This is a genomic window from Vibrio chagasii (genome assembly GCF_002954585.1).
GTDB classification, from domain to species: domain Bacteria; phylum Pseudomonadota; class Gammaproteobacteria; order Enterobacterales; family Vibrionaceae; genus Vibrio; species Vibrio chagasii_A.
This window is the reverse complement of the sequence record NZ_MSCI01000003.1, coordinates 127,500-149,952: the sequence shown is the minus strand read 5'-3', so window position 1 is coordinate 149,952 and position 22,453 is coordinate 127,500. Positions and strand designations below refer to the sequence as shown.

Annotated in this window: 21 protein-coding genes and 1 pseudogene; 7 read left to right on the top strand and 15 right to left on the bottom strand. The window is 45.0% G+C overall.

The features are described from left to right. Positions 1 to 56: 56 nt before the first annotated feature. From glnA to glnG, 4 genes are all read left to right on the top strand, one after another. Complete coding sequence (glnA, locus tag BTO10_RS20570; protein WP_004741473.1) at positions 57 to 1,466, top strand: glutamate--ammonia ligase; 1,410 nt, start codon at positions 57 to 59, stop codon at positions 1,464 to 1,466. A gap of 228 nt (positions 1,467 to 1,694) precedes the next feature. After that, positions 1,695 to 2,252 carry a DUF4124 domain-containing protein gene (locus BTO10_RS20565; protein ID WP_004741474.1) on the top strand — a complete coding sequence of 186 codons (558 nt, stop codon included), beginning with the start codon at positions 1,695 to 1,697 and terminating at the stop codon, positions 2,250 to 2,252. A gap of 167 nt (positions 2,253 to 2,419) precedes the next feature. Beyond that, positions 2,420 to 3,496, top strand: a complete 1,077-nt coding sequence (gene glnL, locus BTO10_RS20560) for a nitrogen regulation protein NR(II) (RefSeq protein ID WP_181144008.1) — start codon at positions 2,420 to 2,422, stop codon at positions 3,494 to 3,496. Between the two features lie 108 nt (positions 3,497 to 3,604). Then, positions 3,605 to 5,008 carry a nitrogen regulation protein NR(I) gene (gene glnG / locus BTO10_RS20555; protein ID WP_004741476.1) on the top strand — a complete coding sequence of 468 codons (1,404 nt, stop codon included), beginning with the start codon at positions 3,605 to 3,607 and terminating at the stop codon, positions 5,006 to 5,008. A gap of 68 nt (positions 5,009 to 5,076) precedes the next feature. Here glnG and hemN read toward each other — a convergent pair whose 3' ends face one another. The 5 genes from hemN to BTO10_RS20530 form a co-directional block, all read right to left on the bottom strand. Continuing rightward, positions 5,077 to 6,468 (bottom strand): oxygen-independent coproporphyrinogen III oxidase, encoded by a 1,392-nt coding sequence (gene hemN / locus BTO10_RS20550; RefSeq protein WP_004741477.1) that lies wholly within the window; start codon positions 6,466 to 6,468, stop codon positions 5,077 to 5,079. 240 nt (positions 6,469 to 6,708) lie between these two features. Beyond that, on the bottom strand, positions 6,709 to 7,197 hold the full coding sequence (locus BTO10_RS20545; RefSeq protein WP_004741478.1) for a DUF2489 domain-containing protein: 489 nt from the start codon (positions 7,195 to 7,197) through the stop codon (positions 6,709 to 6,711). Between the two features lie 6 nt (positions 7,198 to 7,203). After that, on the bottom strand, positions 7,204 to 7,761 hold the full coding sequence (gene yihI, locus BTO10_RS20540; RefSeq protein ID WP_004741479.1) for a Der GTPase-activating protein YihI: 558 nt from the start codon (positions 7,759 to 7,761) through the stop codon (positions 7,204 to 7,206). Then, entirely contained in the window at positions 7,761 to 8,399 is a 639-nt protein-coding gene (locus BTO10_RS20535; RefSeq protein WP_105025678.1) for a class I SAM-dependent methyltransferase, read from the bottom strand. The genes yihI and BTO10_RS20535 overlap by 1 nt, the downstream gene beginning before the upstream one ends. Before the next feature lie 570 nt (positions 8,400 to 8,969). Further along, positions 8,970 to 9,587 carry a c-type cytochrome gene (locus BTO10_RS20530; RefSeq protein ID WP_004741481.1) on the bottom strand — a complete coding sequence of 206 codons (618 nt, stop codon included), beginning with the start codon at positions 9,585 to 9,587 and terminating at the stop codon, positions 8,970 to 8,972. Between the two features lie 148 nt (positions 9,588 to 9,735). Between BTO10_RS20530 and yihA the strand changes: the two genes are divergently transcribed. Beyond that, positions 9,736 to 10,395: a ribosome biogenesis GTP-binding protein YihA/YsxC gene (gene yihA, locus BTO10_RS20525; protein WP_004741482.1), complete on the top strand. Its 660-nt coding sequence runs from the start codon at positions 9,736 to 9,738 to the stop codon at positions 10,393 to 10,395. A 224-nt stretch (positions 10,396 to 10,619) separates the two neighbouring features. Then, positions 10,620 to 10,928, top strand: a pseudogene (locus tag BTO10_RS20520) (GTP-binding protein); the annotation flags it as partial. A 296-nt stretch (positions 10,929 to 11,224) separates the two neighbouring features. Here the strand turns inward: BTO10_RS20520 and BTO10_RS23985 are convergent. The 4 genes from BTO10_RS23985 to hemB form a co-directional block, all read right to left on the bottom strand. Continuing rightward, a complete protein-coding gene (locus BTO10_RS23985; RefSeq protein ID WP_438356636.1) occupies positions 11,225 to 11,272 on the bottom strand; it encodes a hypothetical protein in 48 nt (15 codons plus the stop codon). Positions 11,273 to 11,465: 193 nt separating this feature from the next. Continuing rightward, the gene (gene polA / locus BTO10_RS20515; protein WP_105025677.1) at positions 11,466 to 14,264 is read right to left on the bottom strand and encodes a DNA polymerase I; all 2,799 of its coding nucleotides are present in this window, start codon (positions 14,262 to 14,264) and stop codon (positions 11,466 to 11,468) included. A gap of 701 nt (positions 14,265 to 14,965) precedes the next feature. Next, positions 14,966 to 15,400, bottom strand: coding sequence for a GNAT family N-acetyltransferase (locus tag BTO10_RS20510; protein ID WP_004741485.1), 435 nt, complete (start codon positions 15,398 to 15,400; stop codon positions 14,966 to 14,968). Positions 15,401 to 15,477: 77 nt separating this feature from the next. Beyond that, complete coding sequence (gene hemB, locus BTO10_RS20505) at positions 15,478 to 16,521, bottom strand: porphobilinogen synthase (RefSeq protein ID WP_004741486.1); 1,044 nt, start codon at positions 16,519 to 16,521, stop codon at positions 15,478 to 15,480. Positions 16,522 to 16,729: 208 nt separating this feature from the next. Here hemB and BTO10_RS20500 point away from each other — a divergent pair, with 208 nt between their 5' ends. Beyond that, positions 16,730 to 17,491, top strand: coding sequence for a TatD family hydrolase (locus BTO10_RS20500; RefSeq protein WP_004741487.1), 762 nt, complete (start codon positions 16,730 to 16,732; stop codon positions 17,489 to 17,491). A gap of 285 nt (positions 17,492 to 17,776) precedes the next feature. Here the strand turns inward: BTO10_RS20500 and tatC are convergent, their stop codons facing one another. From tatC to ubiE, 6 genes are all read right to left on the bottom strand, one after another. Next, positions 17,777 to 18,532: a twin-arginine translocase subunit TatC gene (gene tatC / locus BTO10_RS20495; RefSeq protein ID WP_004740984.1), complete on the bottom strand. Its 756-nt coding sequence runs from the start codon at positions 18,530 to 18,532 to the stop codon at positions 17,777 to 17,779. A gap of 66 nt (positions 18,533 to 18,598) precedes the next feature. Then, positions 18,599 to 19,006 (bottom strand): Sec-independent protein translocase protein TatB, encoded by a 408-nt coding sequence (gene tatB / locus BTO10_RS20490; RefSeq protein WP_105025676.1) that lies wholly within the window; start codon positions 19,004 to 19,006, stop codon positions 18,599 to 18,601. A gap of 3 nt (positions 19,007 to 19,009) precedes the next feature. Then, positions 19,010 to 19,252, bottom strand: a complete 243-nt coding sequence (gene tatA / locus BTO10_RS20485; protein ID WP_004740981.1) for a Sec-independent protein translocase subunit TatA — start codon at positions 19,250 to 19,252, stop codon at positions 19,010 to 19,012. Positions 19,253 to 19,305: 53 nt separating this feature from the next. Beyond that, positions 19,306 to 20,940, bottom strand: coding sequence for a ubiquinone biosynthesis regulatory protein kinase UbiB (ubiB, locus tag BTO10_RS20480; protein WP_105025675.1), 1,635 nt, complete (start codon positions 20,938 to 20,940; stop codon positions 19,306 to 19,308). Next, positions 20,937 to 21,542: a ubiquinone biosynthesis accessory factor UbiJ gene (locus tag BTO10_RS20475; protein WP_004740977.1), complete on the bottom strand. Its 606-nt coding sequence runs from the start codon at positions 21,540 to 21,542 to the stop codon at positions 20,937 to 20,939. The genes ubiB and BTO10_RS20475 overlap by 4 nt, the downstream gene beginning before the upstream one ends. Before the next feature lie 102 nt (positions 21,543 to 21,644). Then, complete coding sequence (ubiE, locus tag BTO10_RS20470; RefSeq protein WP_032554326.1) at positions 21,645 to 22,424, bottom strand: bifunctional demethylmenaquinone methyltransferase/2-methoxy-6-polyprenyl-1,4-benzoquinol methylase UbiE; 780 nt, start codon at positions 22,422 to 22,424, stop codon at positions 21,645 to 21,647. Positions 22,425 to 22,453 lie beyond the last annotated feature (29 nt).

Genomic DNA, 22,453 nt, shown 5'->3' with positions numbered 1-22,453 from the left:
CTAGTTTCAACCGAATCGAGCTAATACCAAATTAATAACACTGGAGGTTATCCAAGATGTCAGTAGAAAACGTACTATCGCTGATCCAAGAGAACGAAGTTAAATTTGTAGACCTACGCTTTACAGATACTAAAGGTAAAGAGCAGCATATCTCTATTCCTTCTCACCAAGTTGACGCAGACTTCTTCGAAGAAGGTAAAATGTTCGACGGCTCTTCAGTAGCCGGTTGGAAAGGCATCAACGAATCTGACATGGTAATGATGCCAGACGCATCATCTGCTGTTCTAGACCCATTCACAGAAGACGCAACGCTAAACATCCGTTGTGACATTCTAGAGCCTGCAACTATGCAAGGCTACGACCGCGACCCACGCTCAATCGCAAAACGCTCTGAAGAGTACATGCGCTCTACAGGTATCGCAGACACAGTTCTAATCGGTCCTGAGCCAGAGTTCTTCCTATTTGACGACGTTAAATTTGCAACTGACATGTCAGGTTCTTTCTTCAAGATCGACGACATCGAAGCAGCATGGAACACAGGTTCTGACGTAGAAGGCGGTAACAAAGGTCACCGTCCAGGCGTTAAAGGCGGTTACTTCCCAGTAGCTCCAGTTGATTCATCTCAAGACATCCGTTCAGCAATGTGTCTAGTAATGGAAGAGATGGGCCTAGTTGTAGAAGCGCACCACCACGAAGTAGCAACTGCGGGTCAAAACGAAATCGCAACTCGCTTCAACACGCTAACAACGAAAGCTGACGAAACTCAAATCTACAAGTACGTTGTACACAACGTTGCTCACGCATTTGGTAAAACAGCGACATTCATGCCTAAGCCACTAGTTGGTGATAACGGTTCTGGTATGCACGTTCACCAATCTCTAGCAAAAGACGGCGTTAACCTGTTTGCTGGTGATAAGTACGGCGGCCTATCTGAAATGGCACTTTACTACATCGGTGGTGTTATCAAGCACGCTCGCGCTATCAACGCATTTGCTAACCCATCAACTAACTCGTACAAGCGTCTTGTACCAGGCTTCGAAGCTCCAGTTATGCTTGCTTACTCTGCACGTAACCGTTCTGCTTCTATCCGTATCCCTGTGGTACCAAGCCCTAAAGCACGTCGTATCGAGCTACGTTTTGGTGACCCAGCAGCGAACCCATACCTATGCTACTCAGCAATGCTAATGGCTGGTCTTGACGGTATTAAGAACAAGATCCACCCAGGCGAAGCTATGGATAAAGATCTATACGACCTACCAGCTGAAGAAGCGGCAGAAATCCCAACAGTGGCTTACTCACTAAAAGAAGCTCTAGAGTGTCTGGACGCTGACCGTGAGTTCCTAACAGCTGGCGGTGTATTCTCTGACGACTTCATCGACTCTTACATCGACCTTAAGTCTCAAGATGTAGAGAAAGTAAACATGACAACTCACCCACTTGAGTTCGAACTGTACTACTCTGTTTAATCTCTGGTAGATAAGCTTTCTTACTGCAATCATGTAAGAATCGCTGATTAAATATTAGGCTCGCCTCGCAGGCGGGCCTTTTTTATATTCTCTCAACCTCTCCTTCTTCGTAACATGCCTTAGATAATAGACAAAAGCCCCCAGAAGCAGTCGGACTAAATACAATAAAATCAATAACAAACCAACGCCAAACGTGAAATAACCTAACGGTGAAAAGAGGCCAACCATATGAAAAAAATACTGTTCCTGATCGGGTTAACAGTCGTATTCTCATGCTCTGCTCAAACGGTTTATACCTGGGTAGATGAAGATGGCGTACTTCATTTTAGTGATACACCGACAGGCGAAGGCGCTAAGTCTCTTGAGCTTCCGGATGTTCAAGCTTCAGCACCCGCACCTAAATTCGAGCCATCGAAACCCGTTGACGACCAAGCCTCTTCAACCCTTCCAAGCCAAGAGCTACCAAAAACACAACAGACCGAGCGAGAAGTCCCAGCTCCGTTAGCCCTTACTATGCTCACTCCCATTCACGACCAAACTATCCGCAGTAATCGTGGCTTCATCTCTATTCAAATCGAACTCAACCGTAAACTAGGCATTGGTGAACAGCTGCAATTGATGCTCGATGGGCGACGTTATGGCGCACCACAAACCCAGCCTAACTGGCAATTGAAAGATATCGATCGCGGCACTCACACCATTGCAATTCAAGCACATAGAAGCGGCAAGCTTATTGCATCTACTAGTCCAGTCACCGTGTATTTACATCGAGCGACGATCAAGTAGGCCAATGGGTTAAAAGAGACTGAATAACATCAATTTTTGCCTGTTCTCAGCAGCTTTTCGCGACTTTTATGAATTATCTTTAGCTTCTGATTGATATGCGCCATACTTGAACTTAGCTACGCACCAATTTGGTGCAGTGAGAAAAACACCAGTTCAAGGACGAAACAGTGAATCGATCAGCCAAAAGCGACAGCATAGATACACACCATCTTTCCAACGCCATTCTCGATAATATGGTGACATCGACCTTGATGCTCGATGAACAGTTATACGTGCGATACGCCAACCCGGCAGCTGAACAGCTCTTTTCACAAAGTGCGAGACGCATTGTTGATCACCCACTGAGTCAACTTATCCAACATGCCTCGCTCGACTTAGCACTGCTTACTCAACCCCTACAAAGCGGTCAAAGCATTACCGACAGTGACGTGACTTTTGTTGTCGATAACCGCCCATTGATGCTTGAAGTGACGGTAAGCCCGATCACCTGGCAGCGCGAGACCCTATTGCTCGTTGAGATGCGCAAGATCGACCAACAAAGGCGCCTCAGCCAAGAGTTAAACCAGCATGCACAACAACAAGCAGCGAAGCTGTTAGTGCGTGGCTTGGCGCATGAAATCAAGAACCCGTTGGGTGGCTTAAGGGGGGCGGCACAACTGCTTGGAAAGATGCTTCCCGATCAATCGCTGAATGAATACACCCAGATCATTATTGAACAAGCCGACCGCTTGCGTGCCTTGGTCGACCGTCTGCTTGGCCCGCAAAAGCCAGGAACCAAGTCAGAAGAAAACCTCCACCAGATACTCGAAAAAGTCAGGCAGTTGGTCGAGCTCGAATCTGGCTCAACATTAGCTATCGAGCGAGACTACGATCCAAGTCTGCCACCCATTGTGATGGACTCAGCGCAGGTTGAACAAGCAATGCTCAATATCGTGAGCAACGCAGCGCAGATTTTAAAAGAACAGGATTCAGGCAAGATCACCATTCGCACCAGAACGGTGCATCAAGCCAATATCCATGGTCAGCGACACAAACTCGCGGCACGCATTGAGATCAGCGATAACGGTTCGGGCATCCCCGATGAATTAAAAGACACCCTGTTTTACCCCATGGTCAGTGGGCGTGAGGGCGGTACAGGATTGGGGCTATCGATATCTCAAAACCTAATCGACCAGCACAACGGAAAAATCGATGTCGAGAGCTGGCCGGGAAACACCACATTTACGATTTACTTGCCCATTTAAACGAAGCAGCTCCTCTCGATGGAGAAACCAAGCTTCAGGCAAGGAACGAATACAGAACAATAAAAACAATGATTATCACAATAGATTTGGCTGCAAAGGAATTGAATTATGAGTAAGGGATACGTTTGGGTCGTCGATGACGACAGCTCTATCCGCTGGGTAGTAGAAAAGACACTTTCATCTGCAGATATAAAGTGTGAAACATTTGCTGATGCAGAGAGCGTACTGCTTGCGCTTGAACGAGAGACACCCGATGTGCTGGTGTCAGATATCCGCATGCCCGGCATTGACGGGATTGAGCTATTGCATCAAGTGCACCAACGCTCTCCCGATCTACCAGTAATTATTATGACAGCGCACTCCGACTTAGATGCTGCGGTGAATGCTTATCAAAAAGGCGCCTTTGAATATCTACCAAAGCCATTTGATATCGATGAGACACTTACCCTTGTAGAGCGAGCGATCGCTCACAGCCAAGAGCAAAAGCGCGAACAAGCTAACGAAGCTTCTGAAGAGACCAACGCCCCTGAAATTATTGGTGAAGCGCCAGCAATGCAGGAAGTATTTCGTGCCATCGGTCGTTTGTCTCGCTCATCGATATCGGTATTGATTAACGGTGAATCGGGTACTGGTAAAGAGCTGGTTGCTCACGCTTTACATCGCCACAGCCCAAGAGCAAAGAAGCCTTTCATTGCCCTAAATATGGCGGCAATACCGAAAGACCTCATCGAGTCCGAACTGTTTGGTCACGAGAAAGGTGCGTTTACCGGTGCTAACAGCGTTCGCCAAGGACGCTTTGAACAAGCCAACGGCGGCACCCTATTTCTGGATGAAATCGGTGACATGCCACTCGATATTCAGACTCGTTTGTTGCGTGTACTTTCTGATGGTCAGTTCTATCGTGTCGGCGGCCATTCTGCAGTTAAGGTAGACGTTCGTATCGTTGCCGCTACCCACCAAGATCTAGAACGACTAGTGCATGAAGGCGATTTCCGTGAAGATTTGTTCCACCGACTCAACGTTATTCGGATTCACATTCCTGCCCTACGTGAACGTAAACAAGATATCGAAAAGCTGACTCAGCATTTCCTAGCCTCAGCGGCTGAAGAGCTTGGTGTGGAAGTGAAAACACTGCACCCGGAAACCATAATCAAGCTGAACCAGCTAAATTGGCCGGGTAACGTGCGTCAGCTGGAGAACATTTGTCGTTGGCTGACCGTGATGGCAAGTGGCAGTGAAATTCTTCCTTCAGATCTACCACCGGAGCTGTTGGAAGAGAAAACCGTCGCACCATCAGGTACTGGTGATAACTGGCAGCAGCTGCTTGCGAATTGGGCAAAATGTGCACTTGATTCAGGAGAAAAAGAGCTGCTCACTTATGCTCTGCCGGAGTTTGAACGTATACTGCTAGAGGCTGCACTCAACCATACGAATGGTCACAAGCAGGACGCAGCCAAGGTTTTGGGCTGGGGAAGAAACACCCTAACTCGTAAGCTCAAAGAACTGTACTAGGCCTCTTAGGATACAAAAATGCCAGCATGATGCTGGCATTTTTTATGTTTTTATTCTCAATCGAGTAATTAGATAACGCGAGAGAATTGCTGTTGGCGAGCTTTAGCACGCAAGTATTTATCAAAACACATACAGATGTTACGAATCAGCAGACGACCACGAAGCGTTACGCGGATTTCTTTGTCGTCTACTTCAACCAAGTCATCGTTAATGAAGGTTTGTAGAAGCTCTAAGTCTTCTTTGAAGTAACGATTAAAATCAACAGCGAACTCAGATTCAATCATCGTCTTATCGAGTTTGAAGTTGCAGATCAGCTGCTTAATCACTTCACGACGCAGTAAATCATCGTTATCTAGTGCTACACCTTTCCAAAGCGCATGGCGAAGGTCATTCACTTGAGCGTAGTATTTCTTAAGTTCTTTTTGGTTTTGCGCGTAAGAGTCACCCACCATAGAGATAGCCGACACACCAAAGCCTACTAGGTCACACTCGCCCTGAGTCGTGTAGCCTTGGAAATTACGGTGCAGTACACCTTCACGCTGTGCCACTGCTAGCTCATCTTCAGGAAGCGCGAAGTGGTCCATACCGATAAACTGGTAACCAGCACCTGTCAGAGTCTCGATAGTATCTTGCAAGATAGCCATCTTCTCTTCAGCTTTTGGCAGGTCTTCATCTTTGATCTTACGCTGCGCCGCAAACAGTTGTGGCATGTGAGCGTAGTTAAATACCGATAGACGACCCGGTTTCATCTCAAGTACTTGCTTCAACGTTTCAGCGAATAACGCTTGAGTCTGCTTAGGCAAGCCGTAAATCAAATCTAGGTTAGTTGAACGGAAGCCAAGCTCTTTAGCACGCTGAACCATAGCTACGATGAACTCTTCATCTTGCTCGCGGTTCACCAGCTTTTGCACTTCTTTGTTGAAATCTTGAACACCGATACTCAGACGGTTGAAGCCTTCGTTACGTAGGTGATCCAGTACGTCGAGTTCAATTTCACGTGGGTCAACCTCGATACTGATCTCAGCGTCAGCAGTGAAGTTAAACTCATCACGTAGAATCATCATTAGACGCGTGATTTGTGCCTTGCTTAGGAAAGTTGGCGTACCACCACCGAAGTGCAGTTGAGTCACTTCGCGGCCATTCAATAAAGAAGCACGTTGGCGAATTTCATGTTCAATCACATCTAGGTACTCATCCGCTTTGTGCGAGTGACGAGTAATCACCTTGTTACAACCACAGTAGTAACAAAGCTTGTGGCAAAACGGGATATGTACGTAAAGCGACAGTGGACGCTCTGGGTATTGCGTACACGCCATGTCGTAATCAGAGACGGTAAACGCTTCATGGAACTCCAACGCAGTTGGGTATGAAGTGTAACGAGGTCCCGAATAGTTGTACTTGTTTAAGATTTCTTGGTCCCAAACGATTTGCTGATTCGTTGTTACTGGCTTGCTCGACATAGCGGTACTTCCAATTTAGATCCGCGAGAACCTAGGCTCTCTCAAATCAATTTACATACATTAAAATATAGACGCGTTATTTTGCCACACGACTTGTAAGGACGTTTGACGGCTAATCGCTTTTTGAACACCAATGCTCAAAATTGATAGCTTGATCACTAACCGACTTAGAGGATGTAAGATAACACAAAGGTGAGAGGGCTTATTTGATATGACACCATACCACATAAGCCCTTTTTATTAGATCATCTGAATGTTGATTTGGTTATTAAGAGGTTTTACTTTCTTCTGTAACTGCTTCAACTCCTCAATGATGGATTCGTTCAAGCGCGACTCTGCTTTTTGTCGAGTCAGGTTCTGCTTCATACGCTCTCGCTTCGGAAGATTTTGTCGTTCTTCGCCACGCGCCATGTCCTTAACCACATGATACAACTCCGAGGTCGCAGGGTATTCGGCGTCGAAATCGACACGTTCATCGCCCTGAACAAAGTCCATGATGTTGTACACGCGTATACTAATCTCTGACAAATCACACTGACCTTGAATGCCGGCAAGGCATAGGGTATTAACGTTGTCGAAGATGTTCGCGTTACGCTTCTCGATAGCTAGAGCTTGATGCTGCTTTTGCAACTCCGTCTGCTTCTTCACTTGAAGTAGAAGGTAACCTGCATAAGAGCCCAAGCCGAGAATAATAATTCCACCAGCAATTGCTAATAAGGTTACGTTCATTGGCTATTAACCCTTAAAACTGTCTAAGTCGATATCTTCGAATTGAGATAGCAGGTCTTCATCAGAGTTTGCTTTCTTGTTCGATACTACCGGCGTTTCTTCGAAGAACTCTTCTTCATCGTTTTCTGGCTCTAATAGACCCAAACGGCCCATTAGGTGCTCAATGCGATCAAGCTTCTCATCAACGAACTTCTGTAGACCTGCACCTAGGTTTTCACCATTTTCGATACGGTCCAGTAGCGTGTTCAGTTGTGGATCATTCTCAAGCATCTCTAACTCTTGCTCGTTAGATAGCTTACGCTCTTGCTTAGTTAGCTTCTTCACTGGTTCAACGATCAGTGGGATTTTTTTCTTGCTGCCTAAGCGTGGGTCGCGAGCTTGTGCTGCTTTACGCTGCTTCGTATCGCTACCATCTGAGTGGCGGCTGCCCGATTTTAGGCCTTTACGCTTTTTCAGACGTTTACGTTCACGACCTTCAACATCAGATTCGCTACGGTTACGAGTAACGATAACTTCAGGAGCACCATATGCTCCCGGCTTTCTAGATTTTTTACTACGGCTCATTACTGGGTCTTCCTCAGTAAAATTACATCATTTCCAATAAATTCGAGTTCGAGCTTATCCCGCTCTGCCAAAAACTGGAATGTTTGACGACTAAAGAAGACGACATGTGTCGGGTCATTCTTATAGTGCCAACCAGCAAACGCGTCCACGTCTATTACTAGCTTGGTCATCAGACCAATCCAGCCCTTGGGCTTAACTAAATTCAACCATTGCTGCCACACCTTATCTGGGTGGTAAAGATGCTCTATCACCTCGGTGGCAGTCATAAAGTCATACGTTTTCTCCAGCACAGAAGTTTCTGGGTGGTAGTAAATATCGTACAACTCCATGGTGTGTCCGACTTCTTCTAACATAATAGATAGCGTAGGGCCCGGGCCACAACCAAAATCCAACCCGTGTGAGTTGGATGAAATTTTGTCTGTTAATGGATCCGCGATGCGAGATAAAAAGCGGCGATAGCCGGCATCACTAGGATCGTTCTCATGGAGATCATAGTGCGCTTTCTCTTCGTTTGCTTCTAACCTTTGATCTGGTTTTACAAATACCAGCTCACATTGCTGACACTGCAGATAGGCTCTGCGTTTGTCTTCAAAATAGTGATTCACGCCTTGATGATGGCATAAGGGACAAGTATACATAGCACATCCTTAAACAGGGATGCGAAACATACCAGAAACTGCGTTTATAGTGGAGAGGTATTGGGTATTTTTTCATCAAATCAATAAAAAAAGCGATAGGAAAACCTATCGCTCTCTAAATCTGCCTATATCGGCCAAAATTTGCATACTCAACTTGGTACACAAATCTCCATTTGTTATTGGTGCTTTCCATGCCAAATTTGTTTGTTGTTCATCGTCCTGATGAGTTTTGGCTATCCTTTTCTAACACCTTGTTGCTGGGCTGTCCTAGCCTGATCCGTTTCTGTCTATACCGTTAGACGAGATGATCATCCATATCTAAGTCAGCTCCTAGCTGATGGCGGTTACTTTACCGTGTTACAAAAAGACTACAATAGTGCGACTTCACACTTTCGAACACTAATTGATCACACATTGATAAATTAGACACAAAAAGATAAATCATCACAAAAATCTATTAGTTAAGCCTAAAAAAAGAAAACGCCCCAATCATTTCTGATCGGGGCGTCTTCTTCAATCTCGCTCGAACGTACATTTCTTCACTCTGGCTAAGAGCGAGAAACCGACAAATTAGTGTAGACCACCAACGTACTTCGATAAGGTATCAATTTCTGCGTCTGTTAACTTTTTAGCTACATCACGCATCATCGCATTCATGTCGTTATTACGGCTACCATCGCGGAATTTTTCAAGTTGAGCCTTGATGTATTCTGCGTGTTGGCCTGAAATTTTAGGAAAGCCTGACAGCTCGGTGCCGTTACCACGAGGGCCGTGACAAGCGATACACGCTGTTAGGCCGCGCTCTGCGTTGCCCGCTGTGTATAGGATCTTACCTTCTTCAACTACGTTCTCAGGAGTAGAATTATTAGAGATTGGGAGAGATGCGTAGTATGCCGCTAGGTCAGCCATGTCTTGTTCAGACAGAGGCATCGCCATTGCACCCATTACAGGTTCATAACGACCTTGCTTACCACCACTCGTCATACCTAGCTTAAGCTCTTTTAACTGCTTCTCTAGGTACTTCTCATGTTGACCAGCCAACTTAGGGTACTGAGTGATCAGACTGTTGCCGTCAGCACCGTGGCAGGCAACACATGTTTGTGATTTGGCTTTACCAGCTTCAATACTACCTTGAGCCCATACTGAGCAGCTGGCTAAAAGACTCAAAATTAGCGCTAATTTCTTCATGACATTCCATTATAATTATCAAGCTTCCAGTACCACTCTATGTTGCCACTCATGGTACAATAGGCGACCTTATGCCGAGCACGGTTATTTTACACAAATTCACAAAAAAGTAATCAATCGACTACACAAAGTCGAGATGGAGTTAACAGTGAGCGTAAAAATTCATTATCAAAACACGCATTTCATTACCAGTGCACCTGATATTCGTCACTTACCAGAGGACGAAGGGATCGAAATTGCGTTTGCAGGACGCTCCAATGCTGGTAAATCTAGCGCGCTAAATCGCGTTACCAACCAAAAAAGCTTGGCGAAAACCAGTAAAACACCTGGTCGAACTCAGCTTATTAACCTATTTAAGGTAACGGACGGTTGTCATATCGTCGATTTACCTGGGTATGGTTTTGCTCAAGTACCGCTTGAGATGAAGAAAAAGTGGCAGAAGTCGCTAGGTGAATACCTTCAAAAACGTGAATCGTTGAAAGGTTTGGTGGTATTGATGGACATTCGCCACCCAATGAAAGACCTAGACCAACAAATGATTTTCTGGGCAATTGATAGCCGTATTCCAGTACAAGTGCTGCTAACTAAGGCTGACAAACTGAAGCAAGGTGCACGTAAAGCACAGCTGCTGAAGATTCGTAAAGATGCGCAATCTTTCGGTGGTGATGTCGCTGTTGATGTTTTCTCTTCACTGAAAGGCATTGGTGTTGACCAACTGCGTAACAAGATGGATGAATGGTTCGCGCCAGCGCTTGCTGATCAACTCATCGACGAACTAGAAAGCGAAGAACACAACGATTCAGAGTAGCCTCTTTATATCGAGGGAACACATAGCGAATCGATCGCGACTCCAAGAGATCGCACCTTATCAATACCCTGCCTTATATAGGTGGGGTATTTTTTTGTCTATAAATTAGCGGGTTAAACTCAAAAACCGAGAATAAAAAGTAAGATAAACCCGTCACAAACAACAGAAGTGAACCATACTAAAAGACAAACTTTTATAAACAGTACAATGAGAAAGGAACATTCATATGGAAAATGCCCCTAATCGTAATAGCGCTGATAATGGTTTCATTTTCAGGACTCGCCTCTGAAAAAGAAACAACGGAAACGCCACTGATCAACGTCGATATGACTTTAGACCTTGATGGCATGGAGAGGTATGCTCAAGATGCAAGCCAATCTCTGGAGGTGATATCTCAGTCACTGCAAGCCATCGTCAATAACCCTAACCTTAGTGACGAACAACAACTGGCGCTTAATCAAACGGTTGAAAGCATTAACAAACTCGCCGACACCACCAAAACCTCACTCAAGCAACTGCCACAAGCCTTAGACCAACATTCACCCACTCAATGCACTGATAAATAAGGCGCGAGCGATCAATCCTTTATCGGCACTTTGTAAAATAAAAGTTATTTCAAATGATAAAACAATCATTTTATGTGTGGATTTAAATTACCAATTGCTGATTGAATTCCAAATTCACAACGAATGGAAGAGATAAAGAAGGCACTTAAAAAGCGTAACAAAAGTACTAGAAATGGAGCATTTTTCAGGGGGTGTAGGTTGGAAATATTTTTCTTTCGCACAAGAAAAAACGCCCCAGTCAAATACTGACTGGGGCGGCTGAATCAGCCTAATCCAATAACGTGAAACAAAAGGTCTGAAAGATAGAACATCTTACCTCTGTACCCTACGAGATTTAATGTACAACAATTGCTCAGAAATGAAAACAATTTTTGTAGTTTTTTTTCATGAATGTTTTATTAAAACACCTAAACCCTTTGTGTGATTGAACTTTATTCGAGACAAAAAAAAGCCAGTGTTTGTGCACTGGCTCATACTAATTTGCTCAATAAGGTCAAAAACTGATTAGTGGGCTTGATCCCAGTTGTCACCGTGACCCGCTTCCGCAACAAGCGGCACATCTAGGTCAGCAGCAGATTCCATCAATTCTTGTACTTTACTTTCAATTTCGGCTAAAGATGACTCTTCCACTTCAAATACCAATTCATCGTGTACTTGCATCAATAGCTTAACTCGACCATCACCTTCCGCTTGAATCCATTCATCCACCAACAGCATCGCTTTCTTAATGATGTCTGCGGCTGTACCTTGCATTGGCGCGTTGATCGCTGCACGCTCAGCAGCCTTACGACGCATGCCATTACGAGATTGAATTTCAGGTAGGTGCAGACGACGACCGTAAATGGTTTCAACGAAGCCCTGCTCTGAAGCTGCGCTGCGTGTGTCTTCCATGTACTGCATCACACCAGGGTAACGCTCGAAGTAAGTATCCATGTAGTGCTGTGCTTCACCACGAGGAATACCTAGCTGCTTAGCCAAACCAAAAGCACTCATGCCGTAAATAAGACCGAAGTTAACCGCTTTAGCACGACGACGTTGCTCAGAAGTCACATCCTCAATATTAACGCCAATGATCTCAGCTGCGGTTGCCGCGTGGATATCTTTGCCTTGTTGGAAAGCTTCCAGAAGCGCTTTATCACCCGATAGGTGCGCCATGATACGCAATTCAATTTGAGAGTAATCGACCGCTAGAATCTTCCAGCCATGCTGTGCAACGAATGCTTGGCGGATACGACGGCCTTCTTCATTACGAATTGGGATGTTCTGTAGGTTTGGATCGGTCGAAGACAAACGACCTGTCGCCGTTACCGCTTGATGATACGAGGTGTGAACACGACCCGTTTCTGCATTGATCATCTTCGGTAGTTTGTCAGTGTAAGTAGACTTCAACTTCGCCAGACCACGATACTCAATGATCAACTTAGGTAGCGGGTAATCTAGTGCCAGTTCCTGTAGTACTTCTTCATTAGTTGAAGGCGAACCAGATGGCGTTTTCTTGATAACAGGCAGGCCCATTTTCTCGAACAGAATCGCTTGCAGCTGTTTCGGCGAGTTCATGTTGAACTCTTGCTCTGCAATCTCGTAAGCTTTTTGCTCTAACTCATCAAGACGAACCGCAATCTCTTGTGACTGTGCGCCTAACAACATGTCATCGACGAATACACCGGTACGTTCAATGCGAGACATGACTGGAATCAGCGGTACTTCGATCTCTTCATAAATCGCTTTTAGCTTTTCGTCTTGTTCGATGTTTTCCATTAATCGGTTATGCAGACGCAGTGTTACGTCAACATCTTCAGCCGCATATGGAGACGCTTCACCCAGCTCAATCTGATTGAACGTCAGTTGTTTCTTACCTTTACCTGCAATCTGCTCGAATGAGATGCAGCTGTGTTGTAGAAAACGCAACGCCAAGCTGTCCATATCATGCTTACCGCCAACGCTATTGAAAACGTAAGAAGCGAGCATGGTGTCATGCTTCATGCCTTTCATCTCAATACCGTAGCGCGCTAAAACGCTCATATCGTATTTGAGGTTCTGACCCACTTTAGCTTGTGCATCATCTTCAAGAATCGGCTTAAGCTGTTCTAGTACCCAATCACGATCCAGCTGTTGTGGTGCGTCTAGGTAGTCATGAGCAACCGGTACGTAAGCAGCAACACCTTCTTCTGTTGCGAACGATAGGCCAACCAGGTTAGCCACCATGTAATCTAGGCTGTCTGTCTCAGTATCAAAAGCAAACACCTCTGCCGCTTTCAGCTTTTCTAGCCAAGCGTTGAAAGTATCTTCATCAAGAATGGTTTCGTATTTGCTACGATCAATCGTCACTGCTGAAGTGTTCATCTCAACGGTTGAGGTTGCCGATGTGCCACTGCTGCGTACGGCTCCAGATTGCTCATCAGCTTCAACAACGCCAGTACCGCCCTCAAGAAGCTCATTCAGCCAAGATTTGAAGACAAGTTGACCATATAGCTTAATCAGCTCATCGGTATTTGGTTGCGTTTTTACGAGTGATTCTGGCGTCTCTTCAAGCTCAACATCCAGCTTAATCGTCGCCAGTTGGTAAGACATTTCAGCGTTATCTTTGTTGTCGATAAGCTTCTTAGCCATCGTCTTAGAACCACGGAAACCAAGCGCAGCAATATCATCTAGGTTTTGGTACAACTTCTCGATGCTACCAATGCCTTGCAGTAGAGCAGTTGCTGTTTTGTCACCGACACCTGGTACGCCAGGAATGTTATCCACTTTATCGCCCATCAGCGCCAGGTAGTCGATGATAAGCTCAGGTGGGATGCCAAACTTCTCGATAACGCCTTCGCGATCCATCACTACGTTAGTCATGGTGTTAATCAAAGTAACGTTGTCATCAACCAGTTGGGCCATATCTTTATCGCCCGTGCTGATCAAAACCGGCATGCCCGCTTTAGATGCTTGCGAAGCCAGCGTACCGATCACGTCATCCGCTTCAACGCCAGGGATAGAGATAAGTGGCAGACCCATAGCACGAATCACGTTGTGCAAGGGTTCGATTTGACAACGCAGATCATCCGGCATAGGTGGACGATTAGCCTTGTACTCTGGGTACATGTCATCACGGAACGTCTTTCCTTTCGCATCAAAAATCACCGCAATACGATCAGAAGCAAATTGACGCATCATGCTGCGCAGCATGTTAACTACACCGTAAACCGCGTTAGTCGGGATATCACCATTGCTCATGGTGCCAGGGTAAGCATGAAACGCGCGATATAAGTAAGAAGAGCCATCGATCAGAATCAATGGATTATCAGGAATACGAGCCATAATGTTTGTGTATCCAGTAAGTACAGAAATTATCTGTTAAGAATGCCACGTCTGTTGGTTGGATTCCACGTTGTCGATCCGTATCCGTTCACTCGGTTGTGTTCGATATAATCAATTTGTTGTTATTTTTTGTTCTTAGATACAGGTGTTCTGTGGATAACTCTGTTTATATTATTTATCCACCCTGTTGAGAACTAAGGCAAGCAAAGCAAAAAACACAAACAAACCATTGAAAATAAAGTAAAAATTTACAGATCGAACAGATGATCAACGATCTTTTTAAGATCTTACGTTGTGGAAAAGAATGCTGATGGCGTTTTATTCATAAAAATACGTGCTACTAAATATGCGTCCTATTGAAATGGTAGACATAAAAAAAGCGACACCCGAAGATGTCGCCTAGCAAAAACCGGTAAAGCCATTCAAATTGAATACCACAGCTTTACCTAAAAGCTATAAATTACACTGGAAGCAATGTGAGCAATGTCGTGTCAAAAAGAACTTAGTATAAGTTCGCGAGAAGTCTGTTGGGTAACCAAGTTGATACTTGATTACTTAACATCCTTGTGAACATTTCCTCATTCCCTAAGACATGTTTAATAATAATGATTATCATTTAATAGTCAACCACTAAATGATAATAAATCTCATTTAATTTTAATTGACTGATTAATGCTACGACTTCAACGCGTTGATTAAACCTATAGCTGCTTTACGAAGTGAATGCGATGTTCTCGAATATCCTCTTTTTCTTCCAGTTTTTCGATCTGATAACCATTCCTCAATAGTAGACGTAACATGGCAGGAAACTGATTACGCGATTTCACTTTGAGTTGTTGGTAGCCTTGCTGTTTCACCCGCTGCTCCTGAACATCTAATTGAGCCTGTGCGACTCCTTTGTTTCTCGCAAGCGGCGATACGCCACCAAACCAACTGTAAAAAGTGTTCGGTTCCAATTCATAGCCGATCTTAAAACCCAGTAGCACACCCGCTTCTTCCGCGACTAAAATCAAACTCTTCTTGCCTGATAAGCGTTGCGAAAGAGAAGCCACACTCTCTTTTTGAGCAAACTCGTTAATCTGCTCAACAACCGAAACCACTTCTTCCAGCGAGCCTTCACGTACGATGACTGACATACTTTCCACTCTAATAAACGAAAGGGTTGGCACGAAGGCCAACCCTTTAAATACTCTTTTGGCTTAACCTAAAGTCGTTACTTTTCTCTTAGATGCTCAGCGGCCTTTGCATTGTCTTCAGCTAGCCACTCAGCTACATCTTTAGCAAAGTAAGTTAGGATGCCATCCGCACCAGCACGCTTAAAGCACAGTAGTGATTCCATTACTGTATCGCGCTCTTTCAGCCAGCCGTTTTGAATCGCCGCTTTGTGCATCGCGTATTCGCCAGACACTTGGTATGCATACGTAGGAGCTTGCAGCTCATGCTTCACACGGCGCACGATATCTAGGTAAGGCATACCAGGTTTCACCATCACCATGTCCGCACCTTCGTTAAGATCCATAGCAACTTCGTGAATAGCTTCATCACTGTTTGCAGGATCCATCTGGTAGTTCTTCTTGTTACCACCTTTCAGGTTAGATGCACTACCGACAGCATCACGGAATGGACCGTAGTAGCACGACGCGTATTTCGCCGAGTACGCCATGATTTGAGTGTGAATGTGACCCGCTTCTTCTAGCGCTTCACGAATCTTACCAATACGACCATCCATCATGTCCGATGGAGCAACCACGTCGGCACCCGCTTCAGCGTGAGACAGTGCCTGTTTGATTAGCACTTCTGTGGTCTCATCATTCATCACGTAGCCATCTTCATCGATGATGCCATCTTGGCCATGTGTGGTGAACGGGTCGAGTGCGACATCTGTGATAACACCAATGTTCGGCACGTGTTCTTTTAGTGAACGTACAGCACGCTGAACCAAACCTTCAGAGTTATGGGCTTCAGCTGCGCATAAACTTTTAGCATCTTGGTTCACGACTGGAAATAGAGCAATCGCAGGAACACCCAATTTAGAAAGGTAATCCGCTTCCTCAAGCATAAGGTCGATGGACAGGCGTTCAACACCCGGCATAGACTCTACAGGCTCGCGGCGGTCTTTACCCATTAGGATAAACATTGGGTAGATTAGATCATCCACAGACAATTGATTTTCTGCCATTAGGCGACGGCTAAAGTCGTGCTTACGCATACGGCGCATGCGGCGACCTGGGAATTGACCTTGAATTGAAACAGACACTAGATTCTCCTTGCCTAGTCTAAGTACCGAAATACTTAGATATGAAAAGTGCTAAATACAGGCAAAAGCATATCACTGATGGCTCAGGACGCTAGCAGTAAAATATAAAACCCACTCAAAAACAGGGAGAAATGGCAAAAAATGACCTTCTCCTCACACTGCCGTATACTCATGGCAACTCAGTAAAGACCGCATTCAGGACAAAACAATGATCGACACCCATGCTCATATTTACGCTAGCGAATTCGATGAAGACCGCGAACAAGTGGTGCAGCGCGCACTGGCTCAAGGTATTGATACAATTCTACTACCAAACATCGACCTAGAATCTATCGAGCCAATGCTAGCAACGGAAGCTCAATTTCCGGAAGTATGTCGTTCAATGATGGGCTTACACCCTTGTTATGTTGATGGAAATATTGAAGAAACGCTAAAGACCATTCGCGCTTGGTTCGATAAACGCGACTTTATCGCGGTGGGTGAAATCGGTATCGATCTCTACTGGGATAAAACCTTTAAAGCCGAACAAGAGATGGCTTTCGTTACCCAACTGCAATGGGCAAAGGAACTCGACCTACCGGTGGTAATCCACACTCGAGATTCAATAGAAGAGACTCTGACTCTGCTAAAACAAGAGCAAGATGGCAGCTTACGTGGTGTATTTCACTGCTTTGGCAGCAGTCTAGAAGAAGCTCAAGCGATCAATGCGCTCGGCTTCCACCTTGGTTTAGGTGGTGTTTCGACCTTTAAGAATTCAGGTATGGATAAGGTGATCCCACACCTAGATATGGACTACGTTATCTTAGAAACGGACTGCCCTTACCTAGCGCCAGCGCCAAACCGTGGTAAACGCAATGAACCAGCCTACACAGAGCTGGTCGCCAAGCGCATTGCAGACCTACGAGGCATCACTCTAGAAGAAGTTGAAAAGATCACAACAGCCAACGCTAAATCATTGTTTAAGTTATAAATAATTTGGATAACCAATTTCTATTGTTTTCAACTAAATTCATTTGTTAAAAAAGGACTACCTGTATATTATCAACCACCTGCATATAGAGGTAGTTAATAATGTGTGACCACTCACAATACTTACAACGTCAGCATCGAACTCTATGGCATAAAATCTTGGGCATTAAAGAGCTCTATGTATGTCAGAACTGTGGCTATCAGTTGAAAATTCGATAACGAAGAAGAATAAAAAAAGCGGCCTAGGGCCGCTTTTTTTATTCTAGTTTTTACTACAAACTCTAAGTTAAGATTCTGCTTCTTCCTCTTCGTCGCCATCTGGCTTGCGCACATAGAAGCGAGCGAAGAACAGACCGATCTCAAACAGGATACACATTGGAACCGCTAACAGTGTTTGAGAAATCATATCTGGCGGTGTCAGCATCATACCGATAATAAAAGCACCCACGACAATGTAAGGGCGCTTCTCAGCTAGCGCTTTAGGTGTCGTTGCACCCGTCCAGCACAATAAGATAATCGCCACTGGTACTTCAAAGGCAATACCAAAAGCAAAGAACAGTGCGAGTACAAAATCAAGATAACTCGATATGTCCGTCGCAAACTCTACCTGCCCTAACGAGATAGCCGTAAAGAAGCTGAATACCAACGGGAATACCACGAAGTAAGCAAACGCCACACCACAGTAAAACAGCAGAGAACTTGAAGCCAAAAGTGGCATGATCAAGCGCTTCTCATGCTTGTACAAACCCGGAGCCACAAAAGCCCACACCTGATACAAAATAAACGGTACCGCGACAAACACAGCGGAAATTAACGTTAGTTTCAAAGGTGTGAAAAATGGCGATGCAACATCGGTTGCGATCATCGTCGCCCCTTCAGGTAGACGATCTACTAAAGGTGCGGATACGAATTCATAAATATCATTAGCAAAATAAATTAGCCCGATAAACACTACTAGAACGGCGAGAATCGATCGTAGTAGTCGATTACGGAGTTCTAGAAGATGGCTAATTAAAGGCTGTGTCTGCTCAGTCGAAGACATTTCAAACCTCTTAAACAGGAAGATCGAAAAGGAGCCGCGTATATCTGGCGACCCCTCCTTGCGAGACTATTCGGCTTTTTTATCTGACGGTGCTGAAGCTTCACTGTTTACCTGAATGGTTTCAGATTCGACAGTTTCCGTGACACTAGGTGTAGTCTCACTCGGCTTATCAGACCCAGGCTTAGCGTATGGACGTTGAACTTCAGCAGCGGCCTGCTTTAGTTCATCGACTGACGCTTTAAGGTCTGGAGATAAATCTTCCATACCCATTTGTTCCGCCTTGCGTAGATTTTCTTGTAGCTCTTGTACCTTAAGCTCGTGAGAAAGTTCATCTTTCACACTGTTTGCCATACTTTTCGCCGCACCCACAAACTTGGATACACTACGAATTGCCACAGGCAAACGCTCAGGCCCTAAAACCACTAACCCAACGACAGATATTAATACCAGTTCCCAAAAACCGATATCAAACACGATTTACGCCTGCTCTTTGTCTTTCTTTGTTTCAGCAGTCGCTTCTGTCTTCTGCTGTTCAATATTCTTTGGTTCGAAGTCTGCATCTTTCTGATCTGCAGGCTTTTCATCATCGCTCATTGCTTTCTTGAAGCCTTTAACCGCTGAACCTAAGTCACCGCCCATACCGCGCAGTTTCTTTGTTCCGAATAGCAAAATTACAATTACAGCAATGATTAGAAGTTGCCAAATACTGATACCACCCATTGTCATTGTCCTCGGGTCTGTCTACACAAAAAAATATAAAGAGAGTCTACTGTCTAACGACGGTAAGCTCGCCAACTAAGCAGCCAAAATGTGACACCTGCGATGCCACAGCCCATAGATAACTGCTCATAAGGGCTTGAAACTAATATTGCGGAGCATACGACTAAAGTGGCCCCAACGCCAAACAAAAACTTTCCAGTTGCTTGCTGACGCTTACTCTCTCGGTAACCTTGATAAAGCTGATCCATTCTATGGTTCATCGCTTTACCTTGGCGCAAGCTGTCATAAAGTAACTCTGGCAGCTCTGGCAGTTTTTCTGCCCAGAATGGCGCGCGCTCTTTGACTGCGTTAATCACAGCTTGCGGCCCCACCTGATTCATCATCCAGGTTTCAAGGAAAGGCTTTGCGGTTTCCCACAAATCGAGTTGTGGATATAACTGACGACCTAACCCTTCAACATACAACAAGGTCTTTTGCAGAAGTACCAACTGAGGCTGAACCTCCATGTTGAAACGTCTTGCTGTATTAAATAAGTTTAGCAACACATGGCCAAATGAGATTTCACCAAGTGGCTTGGCAAAAATCGGCTCACACACCATGCGGATCGCAAACTCGAAGTCATTAACGTTGGTATCATGCGGCACCCAACCCGAATCAACGTGCAGTTCTGCAACTTTACGGTAATCTCGGTTGAAGAAAGCCAGCAGGTTTTCAGCTAAATAACGTTTATCTTCGCTGCTTAACGTGCCGACAATGCCACAATCGAGACCAATCCATTGAGGATTATCTGGGTTCTCTGGGTTAACGAATACGTTGCCCGGGTGCATGTCTGCATGGAAAAAACTGTCTCGGAATACCTGGGTGAAGAATACCGTCACACCACGTTCCGACAGCAATTTCATATTGGTGCCGTTGGCTTTTAAGGTCTCGACATCCGAAACCTGAATACCGTAGATACGCTCTGATACCATCAAGGTTTCACTGCTTAAATCAGGAATCACCTCAGGAACGTATAACTCTTCACTGCCTTCAAAATTACGACGCAATTGAATGGCATTTGCAGCCTCTCGGCGTAGGTCCAATTCATCAAGTAAGGTTTTTTCGTACTCATGAACGACCTCAACCGGTCTTAAACGACGTGCTTCAGGAAGCGACTTAGCGACTATACTCGCCATTCGATGCATCAGTTTTAGATCTGCATCAATCACCGGGCGAATATCTGGTCGAATTACCTTCAGAACCACCTCTCGGCCGTTCTCTTTTAACTTCGCAGTATGCACCTGAGCGATGGACGCTGAAGCAAGTGGTTCAATATCAAAGTCGGTAAACCAGTTATCTAAACTGCCACCCAGAGCCTTCTCCATATCTTGCTTAGCCGATTCACCATCAAACGGCGCCACTTGGTCTTGTAAAAGTGCCAACTGATCAGCGATATGAGGGGGGAACAGATCACGACGTGTCGACATCATCTGTCCAAACTTAATCCACACTGGCCCTAGCTCTTGCAAAGCCAAGCGTAGACGATGCCCTAACTCTTTATCTTTGTGCTTGTTCTTAATCCAAAACAGTGACTTTCTCGCCAATAGAGGCGCTTTGGTCAATTGGTGCTCTGGCATCAGTTCATCAAGGCCATATTCCAACTGTACCTTGATAATATGATAAAGACGTTTCAGTTCTGTTGGGGTCATGCTTTCTCCAACAGAGCGTTCAACTTAGCTTCAAGGCGTGCAGCTGAGCTTTTTACGTCATCAACCTGATCGCAAAAATGTGCCACCTCTAATGGCGCAGGAGCAATTTTCCACTCTTCAGTCAGAACCTGAGCGAAGTGATTCTGATGTTTTGTTGCCTGCTTTGCCACAAGGCCACCAACGTTCTTAACGCCTTGCACCAAGGTATGAGCTACCACATCACCTGTCACGCGAGACAACCACTCTTCCAAGTCGGGTTTGCAGTCTGTCATCAGCTGAGAAAACTTCTGTGCCAACTGAATATCACCTTCCAAAATCAGCTTATCTTGCTTGATAAGCTTAGTAATATTCGATTGTTCACGGAGTTCTGGCAATACAGATAGATTCAAAGATAAGTAGCAATCAGGTTGCCCTTCGTATTCTGACAACACATCAATTTGTTGGCTAAAAACGAACGTAAGTGTTTTATTCAACTCTTTCAAATTGACTTGAATGATCTGCCCTTTTAAACGAGACAAACGACGAACCAGTGCTGGATCGTCGTTTACTAGCGTATTCAAAGAGGTTTCAATAACCGCGGTTACCAATGGATCAAATGGCATGACTGTCCTTACCTTTGAAAACGGATAAGCCTTAACCTATCCGTTCTATCTTTATTCTTATTTTCTATCTAACACGCTCAAAGCGCTTGCTACCAAGTTCAACTAGAACTTGTAACCTCGGTGCAGCGCTACAATGCCGCCCGTTAGATTGTAGTATTTCGTATTCTCAAAGCCCGCTTCTTGCATCATGCCTTCCAACGTTTCTTGGTCTGGGTGCATGCGGATAGATTCAGCAAGGTAACGGTAACTGTCTGCATCGTTAGCAATCAACTCACCCATTTTTGGCAATAGGTGGAATGAGTACGCATCATATACTTTTGAAAGTGGCTCAAGTACTGGCTTAGAAAATTCTAGAACCAATAGGCGACCACCCGGCTTAAGCACACGGTACATAGAGCGCAGTGCTTTGTCTTTATCGGTTACGTTACGCAGACAGAAACTGATAGTAATGCAATCGAAGTAGTTGTCTGGGAAAGGCAACTCTTCAGCATTCGCTTGTACGTAATGTACGTTGCCAACAATACCGCTATCACGCAGTTTATCGCGGCCAACATTCAGCATTGAATTGTTGATATCAGCAAGAACTACGTGGCCTTTTTCACCAACGATGCGCGAGAATTTCGCCGTCAGGTCACCAGTACCACCACCAAGGTCTAGAATACGCTGACCAGGGCGAACGCCACTGCAATCAATCGTGAATCGTTTCCACAAACGGTGAACACCACCCGACATTAAGTCATTCATGATGTCGTATTTAGCGGCTACAGAGTGAAATACCTCTGCTACTTTCGCGACTTTTTCGTCTTTCGCGACTGTTTCGAAACCAAAGTGTGTGGTTTCTGACTCTACTGCTGAATTTGTCTGCACGCTTGTGTCCATAATGCTGTTATCTACCATGGTAAGTTCTCATC

Coding starts and splice junctions, on each gene's coding strand:
- glnA (WP_004741473.1), top strand. CDS start 57: ATGTCAGTAGAAAACGTACTATCGCTGATCCAAGAGAACGAAGTTAAA.
- BTO10_RS20565 (WP_004741474.1), top strand. CDS start 1,695: ATGAAAAAAATACTGTTCCTGATCGGGTTAACAGTCGTATTCTCATGC.
- glnG (WP_004741476.1), top strand. CDS start 3,605: ATGAGTAAGGGATACGTTTGGGTCGTCGATGACGACAGCTCTATCCGC.
- hemN (WP_004741477.1), bottom strand. CDS start 6,468: ATGTCGAGCAAGCCAGTAACAACGAATCAGCAAATCGTTTGGGACCAA.
- BTO10_RS20545 (WP_004741478.1), bottom strand. CDS start 7,197: ATGAACGTAACCTTATTAGCAATTGCTGGTGGAATTATTATTCTCGGC.
- yihI (WP_004741479.1), bottom strand. CDS start 7,761: ATGAGCCGTAGTAAAAAATCTAGAAAGCCGGGAGCATATGGTGCTCCT.
- BTO10_RS20535 (WP_105025678.1), bottom strand. CDS start 8,399: ATGTATACTTGTCCCTTATGCCATCATCAAGGCGTGAATCACTATTTT.
- BTO10_RS20530 (WP_004741481.1), bottom strand. CDS start 9,587: ATGAAGAAATTAGCGCTAATTTTGAGTCTTTTAGCCAGCTGCTCAGTA.
- polA (WP_105025677.1), bottom strand. CDS start 14,264: ATGGCTCGTATTCCTGATAATCCATTGATTCTGATCGATGGCTCTTCT.
- BTO10_RS20510 (WP_004741485.1), bottom strand. CDS start 15,400: ATGTCAGTCATCGTACGTGAAGGCTCGCTGGAAGAAGTGGTTTCGGTT.
- BTO10_RS20500 (WP_004741487.1), top strand. CDS start 16,730: ATGATCGACACCCATGCTCATATTTACGCTAGCGAATTCGATGAAGAC.
- tatC (WP_004740984.1), bottom strand. CDS start 18,532: ATGTCTTCGACTGAGCAGACACAGCCTTTAATTAGCCATCTTCTAGAA.
- tatA (WP_004740981.1), bottom strand. CDS start 19,252: ATGGGTGGTATCAGTATTTGGCAACTTCTAATCATTGCTGTAATTGTA.
- ubiB (WP_105025675.1), bottom strand. CDS start 20,940: ATGACCCCAACAGAACTGAAACGTCTTTATCATATTATCAAGGTACAG.
- BTO10_RS20475 (WP_004740977.1), bottom strand. CDS start 21,542: ATGCCATTTGATCCATTGGTAACCGCGGTTATTGAAACCTCTTTGAAT.